This is a genomic window from Nocardioides aromaticivorans (genome assembly GCF_013408525.1).
Classification (GTDB): domain Bacteria; phylum Actinomycetota; class Actinomycetes; order Propionibacteriales; family Nocardioidaceae; genus Nocardioides; species Nocardioides aromaticivorans.
This window is the reverse complement of sequence record NZ_JACBZM010000001.1, coordinates 2156924-2176175: the sequence shown is the minus strand read 5'-3', so window position 1 is coordinate 2176175 and position 19252 is coordinate 2156924. Positions and strand designations below refer to the sequence as shown.

16 protein-coding genes are annotated in these 19252 nt (G+C 69.9%); 11 read left to right on the top strand and 5 right to left on the bottom strand.

The features are described from left to right. Positions 1–7: 7 nt before the first annotated feature. Both BJ993_RS10200 and BJ993_RS10195 read right to left on the bottom strand, forming a co-directional pair. A complete protein-coding gene (locus BJ993_RS10200) occupies positions 8–1036 on the bottom strand; it encodes a DUF4192 domain-containing protein (RefSeq protein ID WP_179648675.1) in 1029 nt (342 codons plus the stop codon). A 21-nt stretch (positions 1037–1057) separates the two neighbouring features. Beyond that, positions 1058–1447 carry a single-stranded DNA-binding protein gene (locus BJ993_RS10195; RefSeq protein WP_179648674.1) on the bottom strand — a complete coding sequence of 130 codons (390 nt, stop codon included), beginning with the start codon at positions 1445–1447 and terminating at the stop codon, positions 1058–1060. A gap of 174 nt (positions 1448–1621) precedes the next feature. Between BJ993_RS10195 and BJ993_RS10190 the strand changes: the two genes are divergently transcribed. Continuing rightward, complete coding sequence (locus BJ993_RS10190) at positions 1622–2746, top strand: restriction endonuclease (protein ID WP_179648673.1); 1125 nt, start codon at positions 1622–1624, stop codon at positions 2744–2746. 16 nt (positions 2747–2762) lie between these two features. Here BJ993_RS10190 and BJ993_RS10185 read toward each other — a convergent pair whose 3' ends face one another. Continuing rightward, on the bottom strand, positions 2763–3218 hold the full coding sequence (locus tag BJ993_RS10185; protein ID WP_179648672.1) for a hypothetical protein: 456 nt from the start codon (positions 3216–3218) through the stop codon (positions 2763–2765). A gap of 333 nt (positions 3219–3551) precedes the next feature. Between BJ993_RS10185 and BJ993_RS10180 the strand changes: the two genes are divergently transcribed. The 7 genes from BJ993_RS10180 to BJ993_RS10150 all read left to right on the top strand — a co-directional run bounded on the left by BJ993_RS10180 (position 3552) and on the right by BJ993_RS10150 (position 7846). Further along, positions 3552–5180: a ParB/RepB/Spo0J family partition protein gene (locus tag BJ993_RS10180; RefSeq protein WP_179648671.1), complete on the top strand. Its 1629-nt coding sequence runs from the start codon at positions 3552–3554 to the stop codon at positions 5178–5180. 116 nt (positions 5181–5296) lie between these two features. Further along, positions 5297–6313, top strand: coding sequence for a DUF932 domain-containing protein (locus BJ993_RS10175; protein WP_179648670.1), 1017 nt, complete (start codon positions 5297–5299; stop codon positions 6311–6313). Between the two features lie 79 nt (positions 6314–6392). Beyond that, entirely contained in the window at positions 6393–6689 is a 297-nt protein-coding gene (locus BJ993_RS10170) for a hypothetical protein (protein ID WP_179648669.1), read from the top strand. Continuing rightward, entirely contained in the window at positions 6686–6922 is a 237-nt protein-coding gene (locus BJ993_RS10165; protein WP_179648668.1) for a hypothetical protein, read from the top strand. The genes BJ993_RS10170 and BJ993_RS10165 overlap by 4 nt, the downstream gene beginning before the upstream one ends. Then, entirely contained in the window at positions 6922–7227 is a 306-nt protein-coding gene (locus BJ993_RS10160; RefSeq protein WP_179648667.1) for a hypothetical protein, read from the top strand. Before BJ993_RS10165 ends, BJ993_RS10160 begins: the two co-directional genes overlap by 1 nt. Next, positions 7224–7475, top strand: coding sequence for a hypothetical protein (locus BJ993_RS10155; protein WP_179648666.1), 252 nt, complete (start codon positions 7224–7226; stop codon positions 7473–7475). Before BJ993_RS10160 ends, BJ993_RS10155 begins: the two co-directional genes overlap by 4 nt. Continuing rightward, positions 7472–7846 (top strand): hypothetical protein, encoded by a 375-nt coding sequence (locus tag BJ993_RS10150; protein ID WP_179648665.1) that lies wholly within the window; start codon positions 7472–7474, stop codon positions 7844–7846. Before BJ993_RS10155 ends, BJ993_RS10150 begins: the two co-directional genes overlap by 4 nt. 68 nt (positions 7847–7914) lie before the next feature. Here the strand turns inward: BJ993_RS10150 and BJ993_RS10145 are convergent, their stop codons facing one another. Both BJ993_RS10145 and BJ993_RS10140 read right to left on the bottom strand, forming a co-directional pair. Further along, the gene (locus tag BJ993_RS10145; protein WP_179648664.1) at positions 7915–8442 is read right to left on the bottom strand and encodes a hypothetical protein; all 528 of its coding nucleotides are present in this window, start codon (positions 8440–8442) and stop codon (positions 7915–7917) included. Continuing rightward, positions 8420–8815: a hypothetical protein gene (locus BJ993_RS10140; RefSeq protein ID WP_179648663.1), complete on the bottom strand. Its 396-nt coding sequence runs from the start codon at positions 8813–8815 to the stop codon at positions 8420–8422. The genes BJ993_RS10145 and BJ993_RS10140 overlap by 23 nt, the downstream gene beginning before the upstream one ends. Positions 8816–9150: 335 nt before the next feature. Here BJ993_RS10140 and mobF point away from each other — a divergent pair, with 335 nt between their 5' ends. The 3 genes from mobF to BJ993_RS10125 all read left to right on the top strand — a co-directional run bounded on the left by mobF (position 9151) and on the right by BJ993_RS10125 (position 19171). Further along, the gene (gene mobF, locus BJ993_RS10135; RefSeq protein ID WP_179648662.1) at positions 9151–15090 is read left to right on the top strand and encodes a MobF family relaxase; all 5940 of its coding nucleotides are present in this window, start codon (positions 9151–9153) and stop codon (positions 15088–15090) included. A gap of 203 nt (positions 15091–15293) precedes the next feature. Beyond that, positions 15294–18434, top strand: a complete 3141-nt coding sequence (locus BJ993_RS10130) for an HsdM family class I SAM-dependent methyltransferase (protein ID WP_179648661.1) — start codon at positions 15294–15296, stop codon at positions 18432–18434. Continuing rightward, positions 18431–19171 carry a hypothetical protein gene (locus BJ993_RS10125; protein WP_179648660.1) on the top strand — a complete coding sequence of 247 codons (741 nt, stop codon included), beginning with the start codon at positions 18431–18433 and terminating at the stop codon, positions 19169–19171. The genes BJ993_RS10130 and BJ993_RS10125 overlap by 4 nt, the downstream gene beginning before the upstream one ends. Positions 19172–19252 lie beyond the last annotated feature (81 nt).

The following is a 19252-nucleotide window of genomic DNA, read 5'->3' as shown; positions in this document are numbered from 1 at the left end:
TCCCTCCTCAGCGGCCCGGGGCGGGGCGGTCGGTGGCGGGCCGGGTGCCCGGTAGGCCGCGCTGCTGGCTCGGAGGCTGGGGGACGAAGGACTCGTCGAGCTCGCCGGCGAGGTCGCGCATCTGGGTCTGGTACCTCTCCCACTCGCGCGGGTGGATGCCGTTCTGCAGGGCAGAGGCGACGATGGCGGCCATGGAGTAGGGCCGGTCGGCGGGGACCTGGTCCAGCGCGCACCAGGCCTTGGCGCCGTCGCCGTGAAGCCAGCTGGCGAAGCCGAGCATGGAGGCCGGGGCCGCGCGGACCTCGTCGGGTGCGCGGCGAGTGAGGTCGTTCCAGAGCGCCATGTGGGAGGTGTGGTTCTCCCGGCTCATGTCCTCCCAGAGCGCGTCGCGGGTGCTGATCGTCTCCAGGGCGACGAGCATCCGGGCCCCGTCGAGGTCGGAGAGCCGGTTGCCGTCGGCGTGGAACTGCTCGAGGCGGTCCAGTGCCCAGTCCTGCTCGACGGCGGGGCTGCTGGCGGCGGCTGCTGCTCGAGCTGCGGGGATCAGCTGGGCGATCGGCTCGCGGTCTCCGACCATGGAGGCCGCCAGTGAGGCGCGGTTGGCCGCCGGCTGGGCGGCGCCGGTGAGCACGGTCGCGGCCGCGATCCGATCGGCGGTTGCCTGGGTCTGCAGGCCGGTCTGGCCGGTGTTTAACTCGCGCCAGCGCTCGCCGTCGGACCACAGTCGGATGTGGGTGGTGATGCCCACGGTCTCAAGGCGGTTGGACAGGTGCTGGCTGGCCAGCTCGGCGCTGCGGCGGTCCTCGGTGAAGCAGAGGATGGCCAGCCGGGCTCCGGGGCGGGCGTGCCGGCCGTAGGGGCCACTGACGGCGTCCCAGACCGCCTCGCGGTCGGCGGCGGTCGTCGGGAGGTCGACGCGGGTGATCGGCAGTCCGGGCCGGAACGGCACCAAGACGATCGACTCCTCGGGCTTGAAGCCCAGGACGTGGGGCACCGCGGCGAGCAGCTCGTCCGGGGACTGTACGACGAGATCCATCGGAGCGAACCTCCTTACGGCTCAGCTGGCCTGGGCCGGGCGGGTGGTGCGCTCGATGCGCGCGGAGACGTACTTGAGCGAGACACCGACCTCGCCGAAGCGGTTGTCGACGACCACGACGTCCTTGGTGCGCTTCTCGCCGGTCTCCTTGTCCGGCCAGCTCTCGGTGCGCTCGAGGCCGTGGACGAAGATCGGGTCGCCGGATCCGCAGCTGTCGTGGACGTGGGTGGCGGCCGAGCCGAAGATCTTCACGTTGTGTGCGGTGGGCTCGTCGTTGACCCACTCCCCCTCGTCGTTCTGCACGCGCCGGTTGACCAGGACCCGGCAGCTGACGAACGGCTTGTTCTCGCGGGTGTAGAGCAGCTCGGGAGCCTCGGCCAGGTTGCCGGCGAAGGTGACGGTGGTGGACATGACTTCCTCCTAGGTGACTGCGAGAGGTAATCGCTCCCGCAGTCACCTAGGTGCGATCGGTGCTCCGCAGCGATCAGCTCGGGGAAGATTTTCTGCACGGTCTCGTCGACGCGTCCGCTTACCAGGTCGCCGTTTCTGACTCCACGTGTCGGACCGTCCGGGCAGGATGGCGGCGTGGACCGCTTGAGCAACGATCACCGCACCGCGACGCTGGCCGGCGACCGTGGGGCGCGGCGCCAGCTTGAAAAGGTTGCCGACCGGCTCTTTGCGGATCTCCGGTCAAACGAGCGTGCCGAGTGGGTGGCAATCAGCACCGGCATGGCTCCTGCGCTCGTCGTGGCCACCGACTCCCGGCTCCTGACGATCTCCATGATCGGCAGATCGACTCAGGCGATCGAACGCCCCTTCACCATCGTGCTGGGGAAGAAGCGGCTGATCGGGCAGTCGGTCGACGTCTTCGACGCACGCGGGCTCTGCCTCAGCCTCCTGCTACAGGAACCAGACCTCCGCGCGTTGCAGATGACCGGTGGGGCCAGTTCACCCTCAGGATCCACCACCCAGGCACCTCCCCCACCGCCGTCGGCGCCCCCCGATCCCGCGGGTACGGCTCCTCCTCCCGGATCCACGGGCGCATGGCGATGGGGGCGCCCAGTCACGAGCTGGCAAGAAGCGGAGCTGCTCGCAGCGGCGCACATGGTGGATCTCGGGTTCAGCGGCGCGACGGTCACACCAGGTGGAGCAGACGCAGGACTCGACGTGATCGCTCACGACGCTGCAGCGCAGGTCAAGTATCACGAGGGCCCCACGGGCCGACCAGACATTCAACGGCTCATCGGGGCGGCCCACGGCCTCCGGAGTCGGATCTTCTACGCGTCGAGCTACACCACCGCGGCGATCCTCGAGGCGGACCGGCTTGGGGTTGCGCTCTTCCAGTTCACGCCGGAGGGACTCGTCGTCGCCATCAACGACGCGGCGCGCGGCCTTGCGCCGGGAGCTCCAGCGCCCGACCAGCGGACTGCGTTCGGGGCGCTGACCTTCGAGTCGCGACAGAACCGCGCCATCCGCTGGTCGCAGCAGATCGAGGACGCGACCAAGGTGCCGATCAGCGATCGGAAGCGCCGCGGCGCGAAGCAGCTCGTCGAGCGCCAACGTGCGTTGAAGCTGATGCTGCATGGTCTCGAGCAACTCAGGGACAGCGACAACCCGCTCTACAAGAAGCGCCGCAAGGAGCGCACCCTGTCCGAGGCCGAGAAGACGCTCAAGCAGGGAGCAGCCGTGCTCCGCATGCAGCTCAAGTGACCTTGCCCGCGCCGGCTCACCCCGTCGGCCGGCGCCGTGGCGGTCGGTTGCTGAGCTTCTGCGGAGGTGGCGGCAGCTCGCGGCCGAGCCGGCGGCGGGAGTGCTCGGCCGCGGCGATGACCGCCTCCTGGGCGAACGCAGACCGGGCGAGCATCCGGCCGAGCTCCTGGCGATCGGCGACCAGGGCGTCCTCGACCGTCTCCATCGTCGAGGCCGGCAGGTCGTGCTTCTTGTTGAAGCTCTTGCGGGTCACGCTGACCAGGGCGGGATGGTTCTCGCCGGCGGCCGCGAGCTCGGCCCGCTGTTGGGGCGATCGCCGGGCGTGCAGCTCGAGCGCCTGGGCGAGCCAGCCGACGAACGAACCGGGCGACTCTGGATCGGTGTCCAGGTCGGCGACGTACGCCGAGCGGGCGAGGTCCCACACGCCGGGCTTCCAGTAGATCCCGACCGGGATCGTGGTCTGGCTCGTCACGCCACCACCACCTCAGCCACTCCCCTGCCCCGCGTGCCGGGAGCGATCGCCGGCGAGCTGCAGCGGCTAACACCAACGCCGCTGCATTCCCGGGCGGGGCCGTGTGCAGCCGTTCCCACTCTCGCTCGATTCCTTCCGTCCAGACAGCTACGAGGTGCAGCTGCGCCGCGCCGCCGCAGCGGAGTCCGCGCCCGGTGAGAGCAGGGGGTTTTCCCCACCCTCCGGACGTGCCCACCTTTCCACAGGTTCGCCCTGCGGCCCGGTAGGTGTCGGCCCCCGTTGGGAGACTAGGTCATGTCAGTTCTTTCTATTCTACCCATGGAGGACAGCATCATGACCGACACCATCCAGGCCCCCGCCGACAGCGCCGCCGAGGAGGCCACCGAGGCCGTCCAGTCCGAGGAGTTCCTCTACCTCGACCCCGCCGCGATCATCATCGGCACCAACGTCCGCACCGACCTGCGACCCGACCACAAGGAGTTCCGCAAGTCGATCAAGGAGCGCGGCGTGCTGGAGGCCGTCACGGTCTACCGCGACGAGGACGGGCAGTACGTCCTGCTGCGTGGCCAGCGGCGTACGGTGACCGCCGCCGAGGTCGGCACCCCGACCGGCCTGATCCCGGCCCGGGTCGTGCCCCAGCCCGCCGACGCCGACCGGATCGGTGACCAGATGGTCGAGAACATCCACCGGGCCGGGATGCGCGAGGCCGAGATCGTCGCGGGCGTGGAGCAGCTGGCCCTGCTCGGCGTGAGCGCCGCGCAGATCGCCAAGCGCACCAGCATCGACCGCCCGACCGTGAACGCCGCCCTGGCGGTCACCAAGGCCGACCAGAGCCGCAACCGCCTCGACGCCGGCGACCTGACCTTGGAAGAGGCCGCGATCTTCGCCGAGTTCGAGCACGACCCCGGGGCCGTCGAGCGGCTGGAGAACGCCAAGCGGTGGCGGCGCTCGCTCGCCCACGAGGCCCAGCGGCTGCGCGACGAGGCCGCCGAGCGCGAGGCCGACGCCGCCGAGGTCGAGCGCCTGCGGACCGAGGGCCTGCCGGTCCTGACCGCCGAGGAGGTCGAGCAGGCCGACGAGGTGCTGCGCATCGAGCGGCTGGTCACCGAGGACGGCGAGCCGCTGGCCGAGGAGGAGTGGCCCAACGTCCCCGGCGCTCGCGTCCAGGTCGTCAAGGAGTGGGTCTACCCCGAGGACGAGTACGACGAGGAGAACGAGGACGGCAGCGACGAGGAGAGCGAGGACTACGAGCCCGCCGTGCCCTACCAGCAGTACGTGCCGGTCTGGGTCGTGACCGACCTCGCCGCCTCCGGCCTGCGTCGTCGCGGCGGCTCCGGCAGCAGCACCGCCGACAGCAGCGACGAGGGCGAGAACGAGGAGGAGGCCGAGGCGCAGCGCGAGCAGCAGAGCCAGGAGCGCCGCCGCGTGATCGCCAACAACAAGGCGTGGGCGAGCGCGGAGACGGTGCGCCGCGAGTGGCTGGCCGGGTTCGTGGCCCGCAAGACCGCCCCGAAGGGTGCCGAGGCCCTGATCTGCGAGGCCGTCGTCACCGGACACCACTCGCTGAGCAAGGCCATGGACCACCGCCACCCGATGCTCTTCACGCTGCTGGGGGTCGAGCGGCCGACCGGCTACTACGGCGCTGGCCACGATGAGTGCCGCAAGATCACCAAGGCGAGCACGCCGAAGGCCGCGACCATGACCACGCTCGCGGCGGTCGTGGCGGCGTGGGAGGCGACGACCGGCAAGCACTCGTGGCGCAACCCGACCGCGTGGGACGCCCGCGTGCTCGGCGCGCTCGTGGAGTGGGGCTACCAGCCCAGCGAGGTCGAGCGGATCCTGCTCGGCGAGGAGCAGCAGCCGACCACCGACGAGGACGCCAGCGACGCCGCCGACGACGCCGCCGACGACAACGACGACAACGACGACAACGACGACGAGGCCAGCGACAGCGCCGCCTGACCCGTCACCCCTCCCCCACCTGAGGGCGGTTCTCCCTGTGGAGAACCGCCCTCAGTGGAATAGAAACCATAGAATGAACTCAGTTCGTTTGATCCGCTACCCGGGAGGACCCCGACATGTCACACGAGATCGAGACCCACGGCACGCAGGCCGCCGCCGTCTTCGCCCGCAAGGACGCCTGGCACCGCCTGGGCACCACCGTCCGCGACCGCGCGTTCACCGCCGAAGAGGCCATGCGACTCGGTCACCTGGGCGGCTGGGACGTCCGCAAGTTGCCGCTCACCACCGCCGAGGTCAGCGAGGGCGGCGTCACCGCGATCGAGGTCCCCGGCTTCGCCACGGTGCGCACCAACCCGTTCACCGGCGAGCCCGAGGCGCTCGGCGTCGTGGGCGGCGGCTACACGCCGCTGCAGAACGAGGACCACGCCGAGTTCCTGAACCTGCTGGCCGACGAGTCCGGCGCGATCTTCGACACCGCCGGGTCGCTGCGCGGCGGTCGGCAGGTGTTCATCACCATGCAGCTGCCGGACTCGCTCACCGTCGGCGGCACCGACCGCGTCGACCTGAACATCGCCGCGCTCAACAGCCACGACGGCTCCAGCGCGTTCCGCATCCTCGTGACCCCGGTCCGCGTCGTGTGCGCGAACACCCAGAGCGCGGCCCTGCGCAACCACGAGTCGTCGTTCTCGATCCGGCACACCCGCAACGCCAAGGCCGCCGTGCAGGCCGCCCGCGACGCGCTCGGCCTGACGTTCGCCTACGTCGACGCGTTCCAGGTCGAGGCCGAGCGGCTGATCCAGCAGACCATGACCGACGCCGCGTTCGACGCCCTGATCGACGCCACGTTCGGCAAGGCCGAGGCCAGCGCCACCAAGCGCGTGCGCGAGACCGAGCGCCGTCGCCGCTCCCGGCTGCACTGGCTCTTCGCGGACGCCGACACGCAGGCCGGCATCCGCGACACCGCGTGGGCCGGCTACCAGGCCGTCGCGGAATACGCCGACCACTACGCCCCGGTCCGCACCACGAAGAAGCACGGGGGCGACGAGCAGACCGCCCGCGCCACCCGCGTCCTCACCAGCGACGACCCCGACCGGATCAAGCGCCGCGCCTGGACCGCGCTGGCCCCCGCCTGACCGTCCGTCCCGCAAGTCCTCCGGTGGCGGGCTGAGACCCCGAGTCCGGCCCGCCACCGGCCCAACCGAAGGAGGAGCCATGACCGACACGACCACCACCCGCGAGCAGACCGACAGCCCGACCGACGCCGCCGCGGTCGAGTGGCACGCCGTGGACGCCGACAACCGATGGCCGGGGCGCTGGACCGCGCACACCGCCAGCGTCCACGCGCACGGGCGCACCTACCTGATCCGGATCACGCCCGGCGACTGCACGACCTACCTCGCGCCGGGCTTCTACGCCGACGTGGACGGCGGCTACGGCCAGCGCTGGGGGATGCGCACCGCGACGCTCGACGAGGCCAAGCGCCGCGCGGTCGAGGACGTCCTGCGATGAGCCAGCCGACCGCCACCCCCGCCGACATCGCGGCGAGCAGCGCCAAGGACCGGCACACCCTCAGCGAGACGGCCTGCGACCTGATCGTCATCGAGCACCGGCTGCGCGACGTGCGCCGGTGGACCCCCGAGACCGCCCGCGCCCACCTGGACGCGGCCCTGTCCAGCGTCGCCACGGCGCTGGACGCCCTGCACGCCGAGTACGCCACCCGCACCACCGAACAGGAGCAGTGATGACCGAGCAGACCCAGCCGAAGCCGACCGGCACCGTGATCAGCGAGCGCGACCAGCGCCGCATCGTCGCCGCCATGATGGCGATGCCGTACGCCGCCAGCAGCCGCGTCCCGAAGCCGTGGACCGCGATGGGCGAGACGGTCACCGCCGATGCCGTCGTGGCGTTCCTCGACGGCCTCGCCCAGGTCCTGACCGAGGTCGGCACGGAGAACGACCAGCACCGCCGCCGCCTGTTCTCCCTCGAGGCCGACGTGCAGGCGTTCCGCCGCCTCATCGGCACCGCGCCCGCCGAGGTGACTCCGTGAGCGCGCACATCGAGTGGCTGGCCGCCCGCGAGACCAGCGTCCAGGTGTTCACCCCCGGCGAGGATTGGGTGGGAGCCGGTGAGCACCGCCAGCCGGTCCTGACGTTGGCCGGGGACGACGTGGTGGCGATCCAGGGCACGCCCGCCGAGTTGCGCGCGCTCGCCGCACGGATCACCGCCGTGGCCACCGCTGCCGCTGGGCGGCTCGACCTCGCCGCCGCGACCGCCCGGGAGGACCAGCCAGCATGAGCGACGACGACGCCGCGCTGCGTGCGCTGGAGGCCCTCGCGACCCCCGGCCCCTGGATTCCTGCCGGTGACAAGATCCGCGCCACCGCCGCCGACGCCCTGATCCCGGACAACATCCTCGTCGCCTACGCCGGTGCTCAATGGCAGCGGCTCGGGTTCAAGACGTACCCACGCGGGGATGAGGTTCCCGAGCACGCGCCCGACGTGGAGTTCATGGCCGCTGCCCGCACCGCGCTGCCCGACCGCCTGGACCGGCTCGACCGCATCCGGGACCTTCACGCCCGGTGGGCCGAGCAGGCACCCGAGGACGCGGACGGCTACCTCGACCTGTGGGAGACGCTCGGTCGGCTCCTCGACGGCGAACCCGCCTGACCCACTCTGACCGCAAGGACGCCCGCAGCGCTCATCGCTGCGGGCGTCCTTCTGTGTTGGGGCGGGCGTCACCACAAGGTCAGCTGCTCGCCCAGCAGCTCCTGGAGCCGAGCGAGGTCCTCGGCTACGAGCTGCGGATCCTCACGCGTCAGGTCGCGCAGTTCCCGCGCGCGTCGACGCGGGCCGCGCGGGTCGGCCAGCGGGCTGTACGGCAGCCGCCGCTGCACCGACCACTCACGGCGGTTCTGCGCCGCGCTCGACACCACGACGTGGTCCGGTGCAATCCGCTGGCACAGCGGGTTGTGGCAGCGGTGCCCGAGTAGCCGCGCCTCCGCGAGCGCGTCAACGCCGTGCATGACTGCGTACGCGAACCGGTGGGCGATGATCACCCGCCCCGGCGCGTAGCAGAACCGGCCATGGCCACCGCCGTCCGTGCGCTCCCGCTCGGAGCGACCGGCCACCGCCCCGGTCCACCACAGGCACTCACTGCCCGGCACCGTGGCGACCTTCGCCCGGTAGCGCGTGAGCACCGCCGGGTCCGCGATCGCTGCCGCGACCGCCGCGGGGCCGGCGTCATCCAGCCGACGAACCGGCACCCGCTCCCCCGCTCCCGGCCGACGCCAGCGCCGCGCCGTCGTCGCCCGAGTCGTCGCGTACGTCGCGGCTCGGCTCGCCGTCCGCGTTGGCGAGCCGCCGCAGCCGCGTCGCCTCCCGCACGGTGACCGTCTCGCCACACCACTCGACGGCCTCGCCCAGGGACAGGCCCTCGACCTCGGTCAACTCCCGCAGCGCCTCACCGGCGCGCTTCTCGGTCTCGGCCACCGCCGCGTCCCGCTGACCGATCGCGACCATGACCTGTTCGGCCAGGTCGATCACCCGGCGCTCGCGCTCCTCGCGCTCCTTGCGCCGCTTCTCGGCCATCTCCCGCGCCGTACGCCGCGCCTGCTGCTTGATCGTCTGCTGACTCATCCGGTCCTCACTCCGTGTCGACATGGACTCTGACAGTCACCTACGACAAATCCCGGTGCCCGTGCGATCACCACCGGCCAAGAAACTTCCGAACCCGACGACCTCGACCCCCGAACCAGCCCAGCCAGAACCCAGCCCGACCCATCCACCCCAGCCAGCCCGAACCCGACGACCTCACCGTCACCGACGCCCCTCAGCGTCCCCCCAGATTTCCGCGACCTTCCAAGTGCCACACACCTCTTGCATTCTCGGTCCGCAGAATAGAAAGAACACACCAGAAGTCCGGCCGGAAGTGATCGCACCGCGCGCCCTCGCTCACGTAGGGGACCGTGACGATGAGCCTCCACAAGCTGACGGCGGGGTCGGGGTACGACTACCTGACCCGCCAGGTCGCAGCGCTGGATGCCACCGACAAGGGCCACACCGGGCTGGCGAGCTACTACACCGAGAAGGGTGAGACCCCCGGTGTGTGGGTCGGCTCGGGCATGGAGGGCCTGGAAGGCCTCGACGCCGGTGACATCGTCACCGCCGACCACATGCAGAGCCTGTTCGGCTCCGGTCAACACCCGCTGGCCACCCAGCGGACCAAGGATCTGGACCTGCGCATCGGCCGCCCCATCGAAGGTGGCGGCGTCGCCCGGCCGACCGAGGCTGACTACAAGACCGCCCGCCAGCTCGGCACGCCGTACAAGGTCTACGAGAACGACATCAGCCCGTTCCGGATCGAGGTCGCCAAGCGCATCGCCGCCCTCAACGAGGCCGCCGGGCTGCCCGGCGACTGGCCGGTCCCCGCCGCCGATCGGGCCAAGGTCCGCACCGAGGTCGCGGCCGAGTTCTTCCGTGCCGAGCACGGCCGCGAACCCGCCGACGCCCGCGAGCTGGCCGCCACGATCGCCAAGCACTCCCGCCCTAAGACCAACGCGGTGGCCGGCTACGACCTGACCTTCTCGCCGGTCAAGAGCGTCTCGGTGCTGTGGGCGATCGCCGACCCGAAGACCGCCGCGGTGATCGAGCGAGCCCATCAGGCGGCGATCAAGGACGCCCTGGACTTCATCGAGTCCAAGGCGCTGTTCACCCGCCGCGGCACCAACGGCGTGCGCCAGGTCGACGTCCGCGGCCTGGTCGCCACAGCGTTCACCCACCGCGACTCCCGCGTCGGCGACCCTGACCTGCATACGCACGTCGCGGTGGCGAACAAGGTCCAGACCCTCGACGGCAAGTGGCTGGCGATCGACGGCCGGCCGCTGCACAAGGCGGTCGTCTCGGCCTCGGAGACCTACAACACCGCGCTCGAGCGGCACCTGGTCGACGCCCTCGGCGTGCGTTTCGACGAGCGCCCCAACGGCATCGATGGCGGCGACGCCCGCAAGCGGCCGGTGCGCGAGATCGTCGGCGTCGATCCCGAGCTGAACCGCCGGTTCTCCAAGCGCCGCGCCAGCGTCGAGGACCGCCGCAAGGTCCTCGCGGCTGCCTTCCAGGCCACCCACGGGCGGCCGCCGACGCCGGTGGAGACCATCCAGCTGTCCCAGCAGGCAACGCTGGAGACCCGCGAGGCCAAGCACGAGCCGCGCTCGCTGGCCGAGCAGCGCGAGACCTGGAACCGCGAGGCCGTCGAGGCCCTCGGCACCCCTCAGCGAGTCGAGCAGATGGTCCACGGCGCCCTCAACCCGAAGGCAGCGGCGCGGTCCCTGGCCGACTCCGCGTGGTTCGCCACGACCACCGACCGAATCGTGTCGACGATGGAAGGCGGCCGCAGCACCTGGCAGTACTGGCACGTCTACGCCGAGGCACAGCGGCAGGTCAGGGGCGCCAACGTGCCCACCAACCGCGTCGCCAAGGTGGTCGACCTGCTGGTCAGCGAGGTCCTCGACGGACGCTCGGTGAGCATGGCCCGCCCCGAACATGAGGTGGACACGATCAGCGAGCCGGCCGAGCTGCGCCGCGCCGACGGCGCATCGGTCTACACCCAGAGCGGCGCCGAACTGTTCACCTCGAGCAAGGTGCTGGGCGCCGAGGAGCGCCTGGTCGCGGCCGCCGGCCGCCACGACGGATACGCCGTCTCGACCGACTCGGTCGACCTGGCGCTGCTCGAGTCGACCGCCAACGGCATCACCCTCAACGCCGGTCAGGCCACCCTGGTCAAGGAGATGGCCACCTCCGGGGCACGGCTCCAGCTCGCGATCGCGCCCGCCGGATCGGGCAAGACCACCGCGATGCGGGCGCTCGCCAGCGCGTGGGCTGACGGCGGCGGCACGATCATCGGGCTCGCACCGTCGGCCGCGGCCGCGGACGCGCTGCGCTCGCAGATCGACACCCAGACCGACACCCTGGCGAAGCTCACGCACTCGCTGCAGGAGGCCCGCGAGCCCGGCGCCGCGATGCCCGCGTGGGTTGCCGGCATCGACTCCTCCACGCTCGTGGTCATCGACGAGGCCGGGATGGCCGACACCCTCTCCCTCGACGCCGCGGTGTCCTACATCCTCGAGCGTGGCGGCAGCGTGCGCCTGATCGGCGACGACCAGCAACTCTCCGCGATCGGCGCCGGCGGCGTGCTGCGCGACATCCGCGCCACCCACGGGGCGCTGCAGCTGACCGATCTCGTCCGGTTCAAGGACCCCGCCGAGGGTGCCGCCTCGCTCGCGCTGCGCGTGGGCAAGGCCGAGGCGCTCGGCTTCTACCTCGATCGCGGCCGGGTCCACGTAGGCGACCTGGCGTCGATGACCGAGGAGGTCTTCGCCGCCTGGCAGGCCGACCGCGCGACCGGTCTGGACTCGATCATGCTCGCCCCCACCCGCGACCTGGTCAGCGAGCTGAACCAGCAGGCACGCGCCCACCGGCTCGACGGGCTCGACCCGGCCGACCTCGCCAGCCTCGGACCGGTGCGCCGGCTGGGCGACGGCAACGAGGCCTCGATCGGCGAGCTGATCATCACCCGCGAGAACGACCGTCGGCTGCGCACCTCAGCCACCGACTGGGTGAAGAACGGCGATCGCTGGCACGTGCTGGAGATCCACGATGGCGGCGACCTGACCGTCCAGCACACCCAGCACGGCCGCACCGTGCGGCTGCCCGCCGACTACGTCGCCCGATCCACCGAGCTCGGCTACGCGTGCACCGTCCACACCGCTCAGGGCGTCACCGCCGACACCATGCACGGCCTGGCCACCGGCACCGAGTCGCGCCAGCAGCTCTACACGATGATGACCCGCGGCGCGCACGCCAACCACGTCTACCTCGAGGCCGTCGGCGACGGGGACCCGCACTCGGTGATCCACCCGACGCTGGTCCGGCCGCTCACCCCCACCGACATCCTCGAGTCGATGCTGGCCCGCGACGACGCCCAGCGGTCCGCCACCAGCCTCATCCGCGAGCAGGCCGACCCGGCCACCCGGCTCGGCGAGGCCGCCCAGCGCTACCTAGACAGCCTCTACGTCGCCGCCGAGGACCTGCTGCGCCACGAGACCGTCACCGCGGCCGACGGGACGACGCTCAACGTGGTCGACGCGCTCGACAGCACCGTCGAGACGCTCGTCCCGGGGCTCTCGGAAGAGGCGGCGTGGCCGACCCTGCGGGCCCACCTGCTGTTGCTCGGCGCCGCCGGAGAGAACCCCGTCGACGCGCTCCGGGCAGCCGCCGGCGACCGCGAGCTGGAGACCGCACACGACCGCGCCGCGGTCGTCGACTGGCGCCTGGACGCCTCCGGCCTGCGCAACGCCGGCGCCGGCCCGCTGCCCTGGATGCCCGCAGTCCCGGCCCGCTTGGCCGAGGACCCGCACTGGGGCGCCTACCTCGCCCAGCGTACTCACCTGGTCACCGAGCTCGCCGACCAAGTGAGCACCCGCGCGACCGACCAGGCCGACAAGGGTGCGCTGCCGGTGTGGGCCCAGAACGGCATCCGCCCCGAGTCCGCCACCATCGCCGACGTCGAGGTCTGGCGAGCCGCCATGCAGGTCCCCGGCGACGACCGGCGACCGACCGGCGCGCCGCAGTTGCAGAAGATCTCCGCGACCTGGCAGCGGCGCCTCAACAAGTCCGTCACCGGAGACCACACCCCGGCGCTCAAGGAATGGCGCCAGCTGCTCTACTCGCTGGCGCCGCAGGTCCGCGACGACGAGTTCACCCCGCTGCTGGCCGAGCGTCTCGCCGCGATGTCCCGCGCCGGCGTCACCGCCCACGAACTGCTGCGCACCGCCACCGCCCCGGACCACCCGGCCGGCCCGCTGCCCGACGAGCACGCCGCGGCGGCCGTGTGGTGGCGCATGGCCCGTCAGCTGACCCCGGCCGTCGCCGCCCAGATCGGTGACGGTTCCCACGGCGAGAGCGTCACCACCGAGTGGACTCCCAGACTGGCGGAGCTGTTCGGTCCCGAGCGCGCCGCGAGCATCCAGGCCAGCACCTGGTGGCCCGCTCTTGTCTCCAACGTGGACCACGGCGTTCAGCGCGGCTGGCAGGTCGACGAGCTGCTGGGTGCCGGGCGGGCGATGCCGAGCGACGGCTGGGACGGCGTCGACGAGTGCCAGGCGCTGGTCTGGCGGACCTCGATCGCGCTGGAGACTGCCCCCGACGAGCACGCGCACGAGGTCCACTTCGATGAGCCGCCGGCCGACCTGTGGGAGGGCGTGGATCCGGACCCGGTGGCGTTCGTCGACCACCCCGACGACGTCCCGTGGCCGCTGACGGAGGACCCCGGCCCGGAGCACGATCCGGTCGACGAGGACCAGCACGACGAGCACCAGGTCAACGCGCTCGAGGCGGCTGACGAGGACCAGTACGTCGAACCCGACCTCACCCTGTCGGCCTACATCCGCGACCTGGGCGGCACCCGTCTGGAACCCACCGACGCCGACCTCCGGCTCATGTACCAGCGAGCCGAGGAGTGGCAGTCCTCCCCCGTCTCGCGTGAGCGCATGCTCGAGATCAACGACATGGCCCAGGCGTTCTTCGAGGCCCGATTCGCCGACTCGTGGGGCCGCGACTACCTCACCGGCCGGTTCGGCGTCGACCTCGCCGGCGACGAGCGGTTCCGGCCCGGGCAGGCGCCGGCCGGGTGGACCAACCTGGTCGACCACCTGCGCGGCCGCGGCGTCAGCGACACCGAGATGCTCGCCACCGGCGTGGCGACCGAGGCCAGCACCGGCCGTCTCATCGACCGGTTCCGCGACCGGGTGATGTTCCCCGTGATCCACCAGGGCGAGGTGCTCGGCTTCGTCGGCCGCCGCCGACCCGACCTCACCGACGCAGACAAGGGCGGCCCGAAGTACCTCAACACCGCCGACACCCCGCTGTTCCACAAGGGCGCTCAACTGTTCGGCGTCGTCGACGAGCTGCTCGCCGAGGGCGCCGTACCGGTGATCGTCGAGGGTCCGATGGACGCAGTCGCCGTCACGATCGCCAGCGCCGGCCTCTACGTCGGAGTGGCGCCGCTGGGCACGTCGCTGACCGACGAGCAGGCCGCCCAGCTGGCCGCCGTCGGCCGCGACCCGATCGTGGCCACCGACGCCGACCTCGCCGGCCAGGTCGCGGCCGAGCGGGACTTCTGGATGCTCACTCCGCACGGCATCGACCCCGGCTACGCCCGGTTCCCTGACGGCCTCGACCCCGCCGACCTGCTCGCCCAGCACGGGCCCGCAGCGCTCACCGCCGCAGTAGCCAGCGGCCAGCCGGCCTTCCGATCGCTGGGTGACCAGCTGCTCACCGAGCGGCTGGACAACCTCGCCCCCGAGCAGGCGCGGGTGGCCGCCATGAGGATCCTGTCGGCGCGGCCCAGCCGCGCTTGGGAGCCGGGCGTGAACCAGGTGCGGGCTCGCCTGCAGCTCTCCCAGATGCAGGCCCGCCGGGACCTGCGCGACGCGGTCAAGAGCTGGGATGCCGACCCGCGGAAGGCGGCGCTGGCCGAGCTGCACAAGAGCAGCGAGGTTCGCGCACGGCTCGCGGCGACGGCCGAGCAGACCCCAGCCGAGCGCTGGGCTCCGCTGGCTCGCGAGCTCGACCCCCGACTGCTTGAACAGGGCGACTGGGCAGCCACCGCGGCGATACTGCAGAAAGCCCACGAGCACGGTCACGATATCGGCGGCACGACGCGCAGCTTGGTCGCCGAGAAGCCGCTGGGCGACAGCCCGGCCCGTGACCTGCGCTACCGGATCGTGTCCCGCCTCAACCTTCCGATCGACACCAGCCAGCAGGTAGCGACCTCGCCGCAGTCGCAGGGCACTGTGCGCAAGCGGCGCGACGCCAACTGCCCCCAGCCGCCGCGACGTGGCACGCGGCGGCGCTGAGACGGGTTACAAGGGCACAGCGATTCGTAGTCAGATAGGTCATCTAGCCACTGATTCAGCAGTCGAGCACGCATAGGACGGCGCGCCAGAGAGTCCGCGTCGGAGGGTTCATGTACGTTTCCCTTCCATGGACATCTGCCGACCTGTCCTGCACTGGCAGCCGGCTCCTTTGAGCGAGCAAGGCGCTGGTCGCCGATTCCCGCATGTCCGGCTCTGAGCTCGCCACCGCTACTCGCGAACTCCTAGAGGCTGCCTACGACGGCCTCGACTTCCGTGGCGGGCACCTGTTCAAACCAACTGCCGACCCTTCCGAGACCCCTGATGAGTCGTGGCAAGCACTCGGCGAGTGGCTGATGCTAGGAACCAGGGTCGGCGCTGACCGGATCTTCTTCGTCGGCGACGACCCGGTTGTCGTCTTCAGCGAGATTCCCGACGGAACCGACACGAACGGGATCGTGGCCGCCTACCGTCGCGCGTGGTCTCTGGGCCGCGCCCGCTGCCTCTTCCTTGCCACCGGAGACGAACTTCAGGTCTACGCGCTCACATCTCCGCCGCCCCGCGATTCCTCCGACTCAACGGCGTTAGAGCCGCTGGACGTAGTGAGGCGCGCGGCCGATGTCGCGCATCAACTCGCAGCCTTCCATCGCGAACGTGTCGAATCAGGTTCGTTGTTCGAGCAGCCTGCCTTCACGCGTGGAGGCGGCGCCGACGAGACCCTGCTGAGCGACGTCGAGGCAGCCACAGACGCGCTGGTGGCCCGTGGCCTGGCCAGGTCCGTCGCTCACGGACTCATCGAGCGGGTTATTCTCATCCGCTACCTGGAGGATCGCGGCGTAGTCGTCCCCACCTACCTCGAATCGATCGCCGCCGCCCGCAAGTCCTGGACTGCTGCCCTCACGAGAGCGTCGCCTGTTGAGAACTTCGGTGCGCAGAGCTCGTTCATCCCGTGCCTGTCCAATCGCTCGCTGACGTTCGCGATCTTCGCGGCGCTGGCCAAGGACTTCAATGGCGACCTCTTCAAGGTCGACGACCTGGAGTCTGACATCGTAACGACCGAACACCTGCGCCTGATCCAGCAGATGCTTGGCGGCGAAGGTGTCGACACTCAAAGCTCGCTGTTCTTGTGGGCTTATGACTTCAGTGTCGTACCAACTGCGCTAATCAGCGGCATGTACGAGCGGTTCTACCGCGCCGACAGTGACGATGACCAGAGCACTCACTACACGCCCCAGCCTCTCGTCGAATTCGTCACGTCTCAGGTCCTCACGGCGGATCGGCTGGCCAACAATCCAACCGTGTGCGACCCGGCATGTGGATCGGGGATCTTCCTTGTCGAGGCTTACCGCCGCATTGTGCGGTGGGAGATGACCCGACGGGAACGCAGACTGACGACTGCCGAACTGCAAGAGCTGCTTCTCACTCGGGTGGCGGGGATCGACATCAACGCAGAAGCGGTTCGGCTTGCAGCCTTTAGCCTGTACCTGGCCTACTTGAGCTATCAGTCACCTCCCGACATTCGCGATGCTGGCCCACTGCCACGCTTGATTGAAGGGGGTGCAACACGCCCAGTACTCCGGGTAGCGGATGCCTTCGACGATTCGGTGTCGACGCTCGTTGCCGGAGGACGCTCGGACGCGGAGCACCGCGAACTGGATCCAACTGACGCTGGGTTCGACATCGTGATCGGAAATCCGCCGTGGAACGAACCTGCCCGTGGGCCGGCCAGTCTCGCCGACCGTTGGGCACGCGAGAATGGACTTGCTGTCGGGGACCGCAACCCATCCCAACTGTTCTTGTGGCGCAGCTTGTCGCTGCTGCGACGCGGCGGCAGAGCAGCCCTCCTGGTGAATGCGACGGCGTTCCACAACACCCGCGAGACCTCTCAGCGCTTTCGTCACCAGTTCCTAGACCGCGTTCAACTAGTTTCAGTGTTCAACTTCTCTTCGGCGCGGCGAACCTTCTTCGACGGAGCAGTCGCACCGTTCCTGCTTGTCTCATTCGAGGCCGCATCCACCGCACGCAAGCGACCCGTTGCATTTCGAACCGTCCGCCCCAGTGCGCCCCTCACCTACTCCAGGTCGATGTCATTCGCCTCCGTCGACCGTCGCTGGGTCGACCAGCACGCTCTCGCACAGCGCGACTACCTCTGGAAGGTCTACGCCTGGGGTAGCCACCGAGACGCTGCCTTGATGTCACGTCTCGAACTCGAGGACACCGTTGCCGACTTCCTTCCCGCTCAGCCGAACGCCGGTTGGGGCTACCAGCGAGGACCCCAGAAGCCGACTGAGTACCTGGCCTCGCTTCCTTCGCTCAAGTCATTTGAACCGTGGGGGCCCTTGACCGAAGCATCCTTTGAACCGCCCCCGAAGGGCGTCAAGCGACAGCCGGACGAACGTCTCTATTCTGGTCAGCGGATCCTCGTCAAGCGTGGCATCCGCGTCGGATTCGGACCTCGATCCCGCCTCGTCACAGACGAGATGTCCTTTCGGCATCCGGTGTACTGCCTGCCGATGGGCAATCTGCCTGCATGGAAGGCGAAGGTCATCTGGGCAACCTTGTTGTCGTCGCTCGGGCGGTACAGCATGTTCATGCGCAGCGGATCGTGGGGCCTGTGGCACGATTCGGTGCTGGCGAGTGACATCAAGGGAACACCAGTTCACCTGCCAGACGCCCACAACGAGGTCACGCGACGGATCGTCAAGGCAGTCGATGCGCTCGAACGCGACGGCACTCGGCCCGGCCTCCTGACTGACATCGTCGACCCCGATCTTCCGCCGACGCTCAGGGACCTCGATGAGGCGGTCTTCGACCTGTTCGAGATGTCTGACGATGAGAGGTCGATCGTCACCGACTTCCACCAATACCTGCTGGGCTTCGCGGGCGCGCGAGCCGACCGTTTCGGATCACGTCGAGCAGCGGCACCACACAAGACCAGCGGCATCGCGGACGATGTCGAGCGAATACAGAGCGAGCCGCTTCGAAGTTACGTGGCACGCTTCCTCAAGTCGTGGAACGCGCGTCTGGCACCTGATGGCGCTCTCACCTGGCGAATCGCAACGGCACCTGCACGCGACCTGATTGCGGTCGTTTTCGAGACCTACAGCGGCGAGCCGCCGTCGACGCTGTACCGCGATCGCGCCGAGTGGGACGAGGTGCTGTCTCTTCTGCCCGACGACTTGGCCCTCGGCGAGGCAACGCCGGTGGGTGCCGACACCACGATTCGGATCACAACCGACACCAGCATGGTGATCATCAAGAGGAACCGCGAGCGGTTCTGGTCGGCGTCCGCTGCAGCCGAGGATGCCGAGGTCGCGCTCCTGCAGGCGATGGAGCTGTCCAGATGACGACGGGCCGGCCTCGTCTGTCCCAACTCTCGCTCTGGGATCGCCACGTTGCCCTGATTCTGGACGTATTCCGCGACGCACTGCACCTCCTCGCCGCCCAAGGTGCGAGAGGAACCGAACCCGACCTCAACCGACTCTTGTACGAGTGCGTCCTGCGCGCCAATCGAAACCGCCGAATCGCAGGCCTGGCAGCGCTCGACACTCCGGTCATGTGGGAATCACGAAATCAGCCAAGCCCCACGACCGCGAGTGGAACGGCTGAGAACAAGATCCCCGACTTCCAGTGCGGTCTGATCGACCACGAGTGCCCTGACCCGCTGCTGTCTGCGAAGGCCTTTGTCATTGAGTGCAAACGTCTGGGACAGCCAACCAAGAGCTGGAACTTCACCGAGCGCTACGTCACCGACGGCATGTCCCGCTTCATCGACGTCGGGTGGCAATACGGAAAGTACGTACGGGCTGGAGCGATGGTTGGATACCTCGAGGGAATTGCCCTTCGAAGCGTGATCGCCGACGTCAACGTTGCTGCCAACTCAAACGCCGTCCCACCCGTGTCCCTGAACGGGACATCGACGGCGCCCCTACACGAACTCGTTCACACCTTAACTCGCGCCTTTCCCGAATCGCCGTTCCAACTGACCCACCTGTGGGTGGAGACACCAGGTCCACCACCCGCCCCAGCCAAGAAGCGACCGTCGAAGCGAAACCCGAAGGCCCCGATGGCCTCGACGCCCTGACAGAGACCTTCTGATCCGACCGTTGCCCGCGGCTCCCGATCCGAGTCCGAATCCTGTCTGGCTGACGTTGCCGTCCTGCCG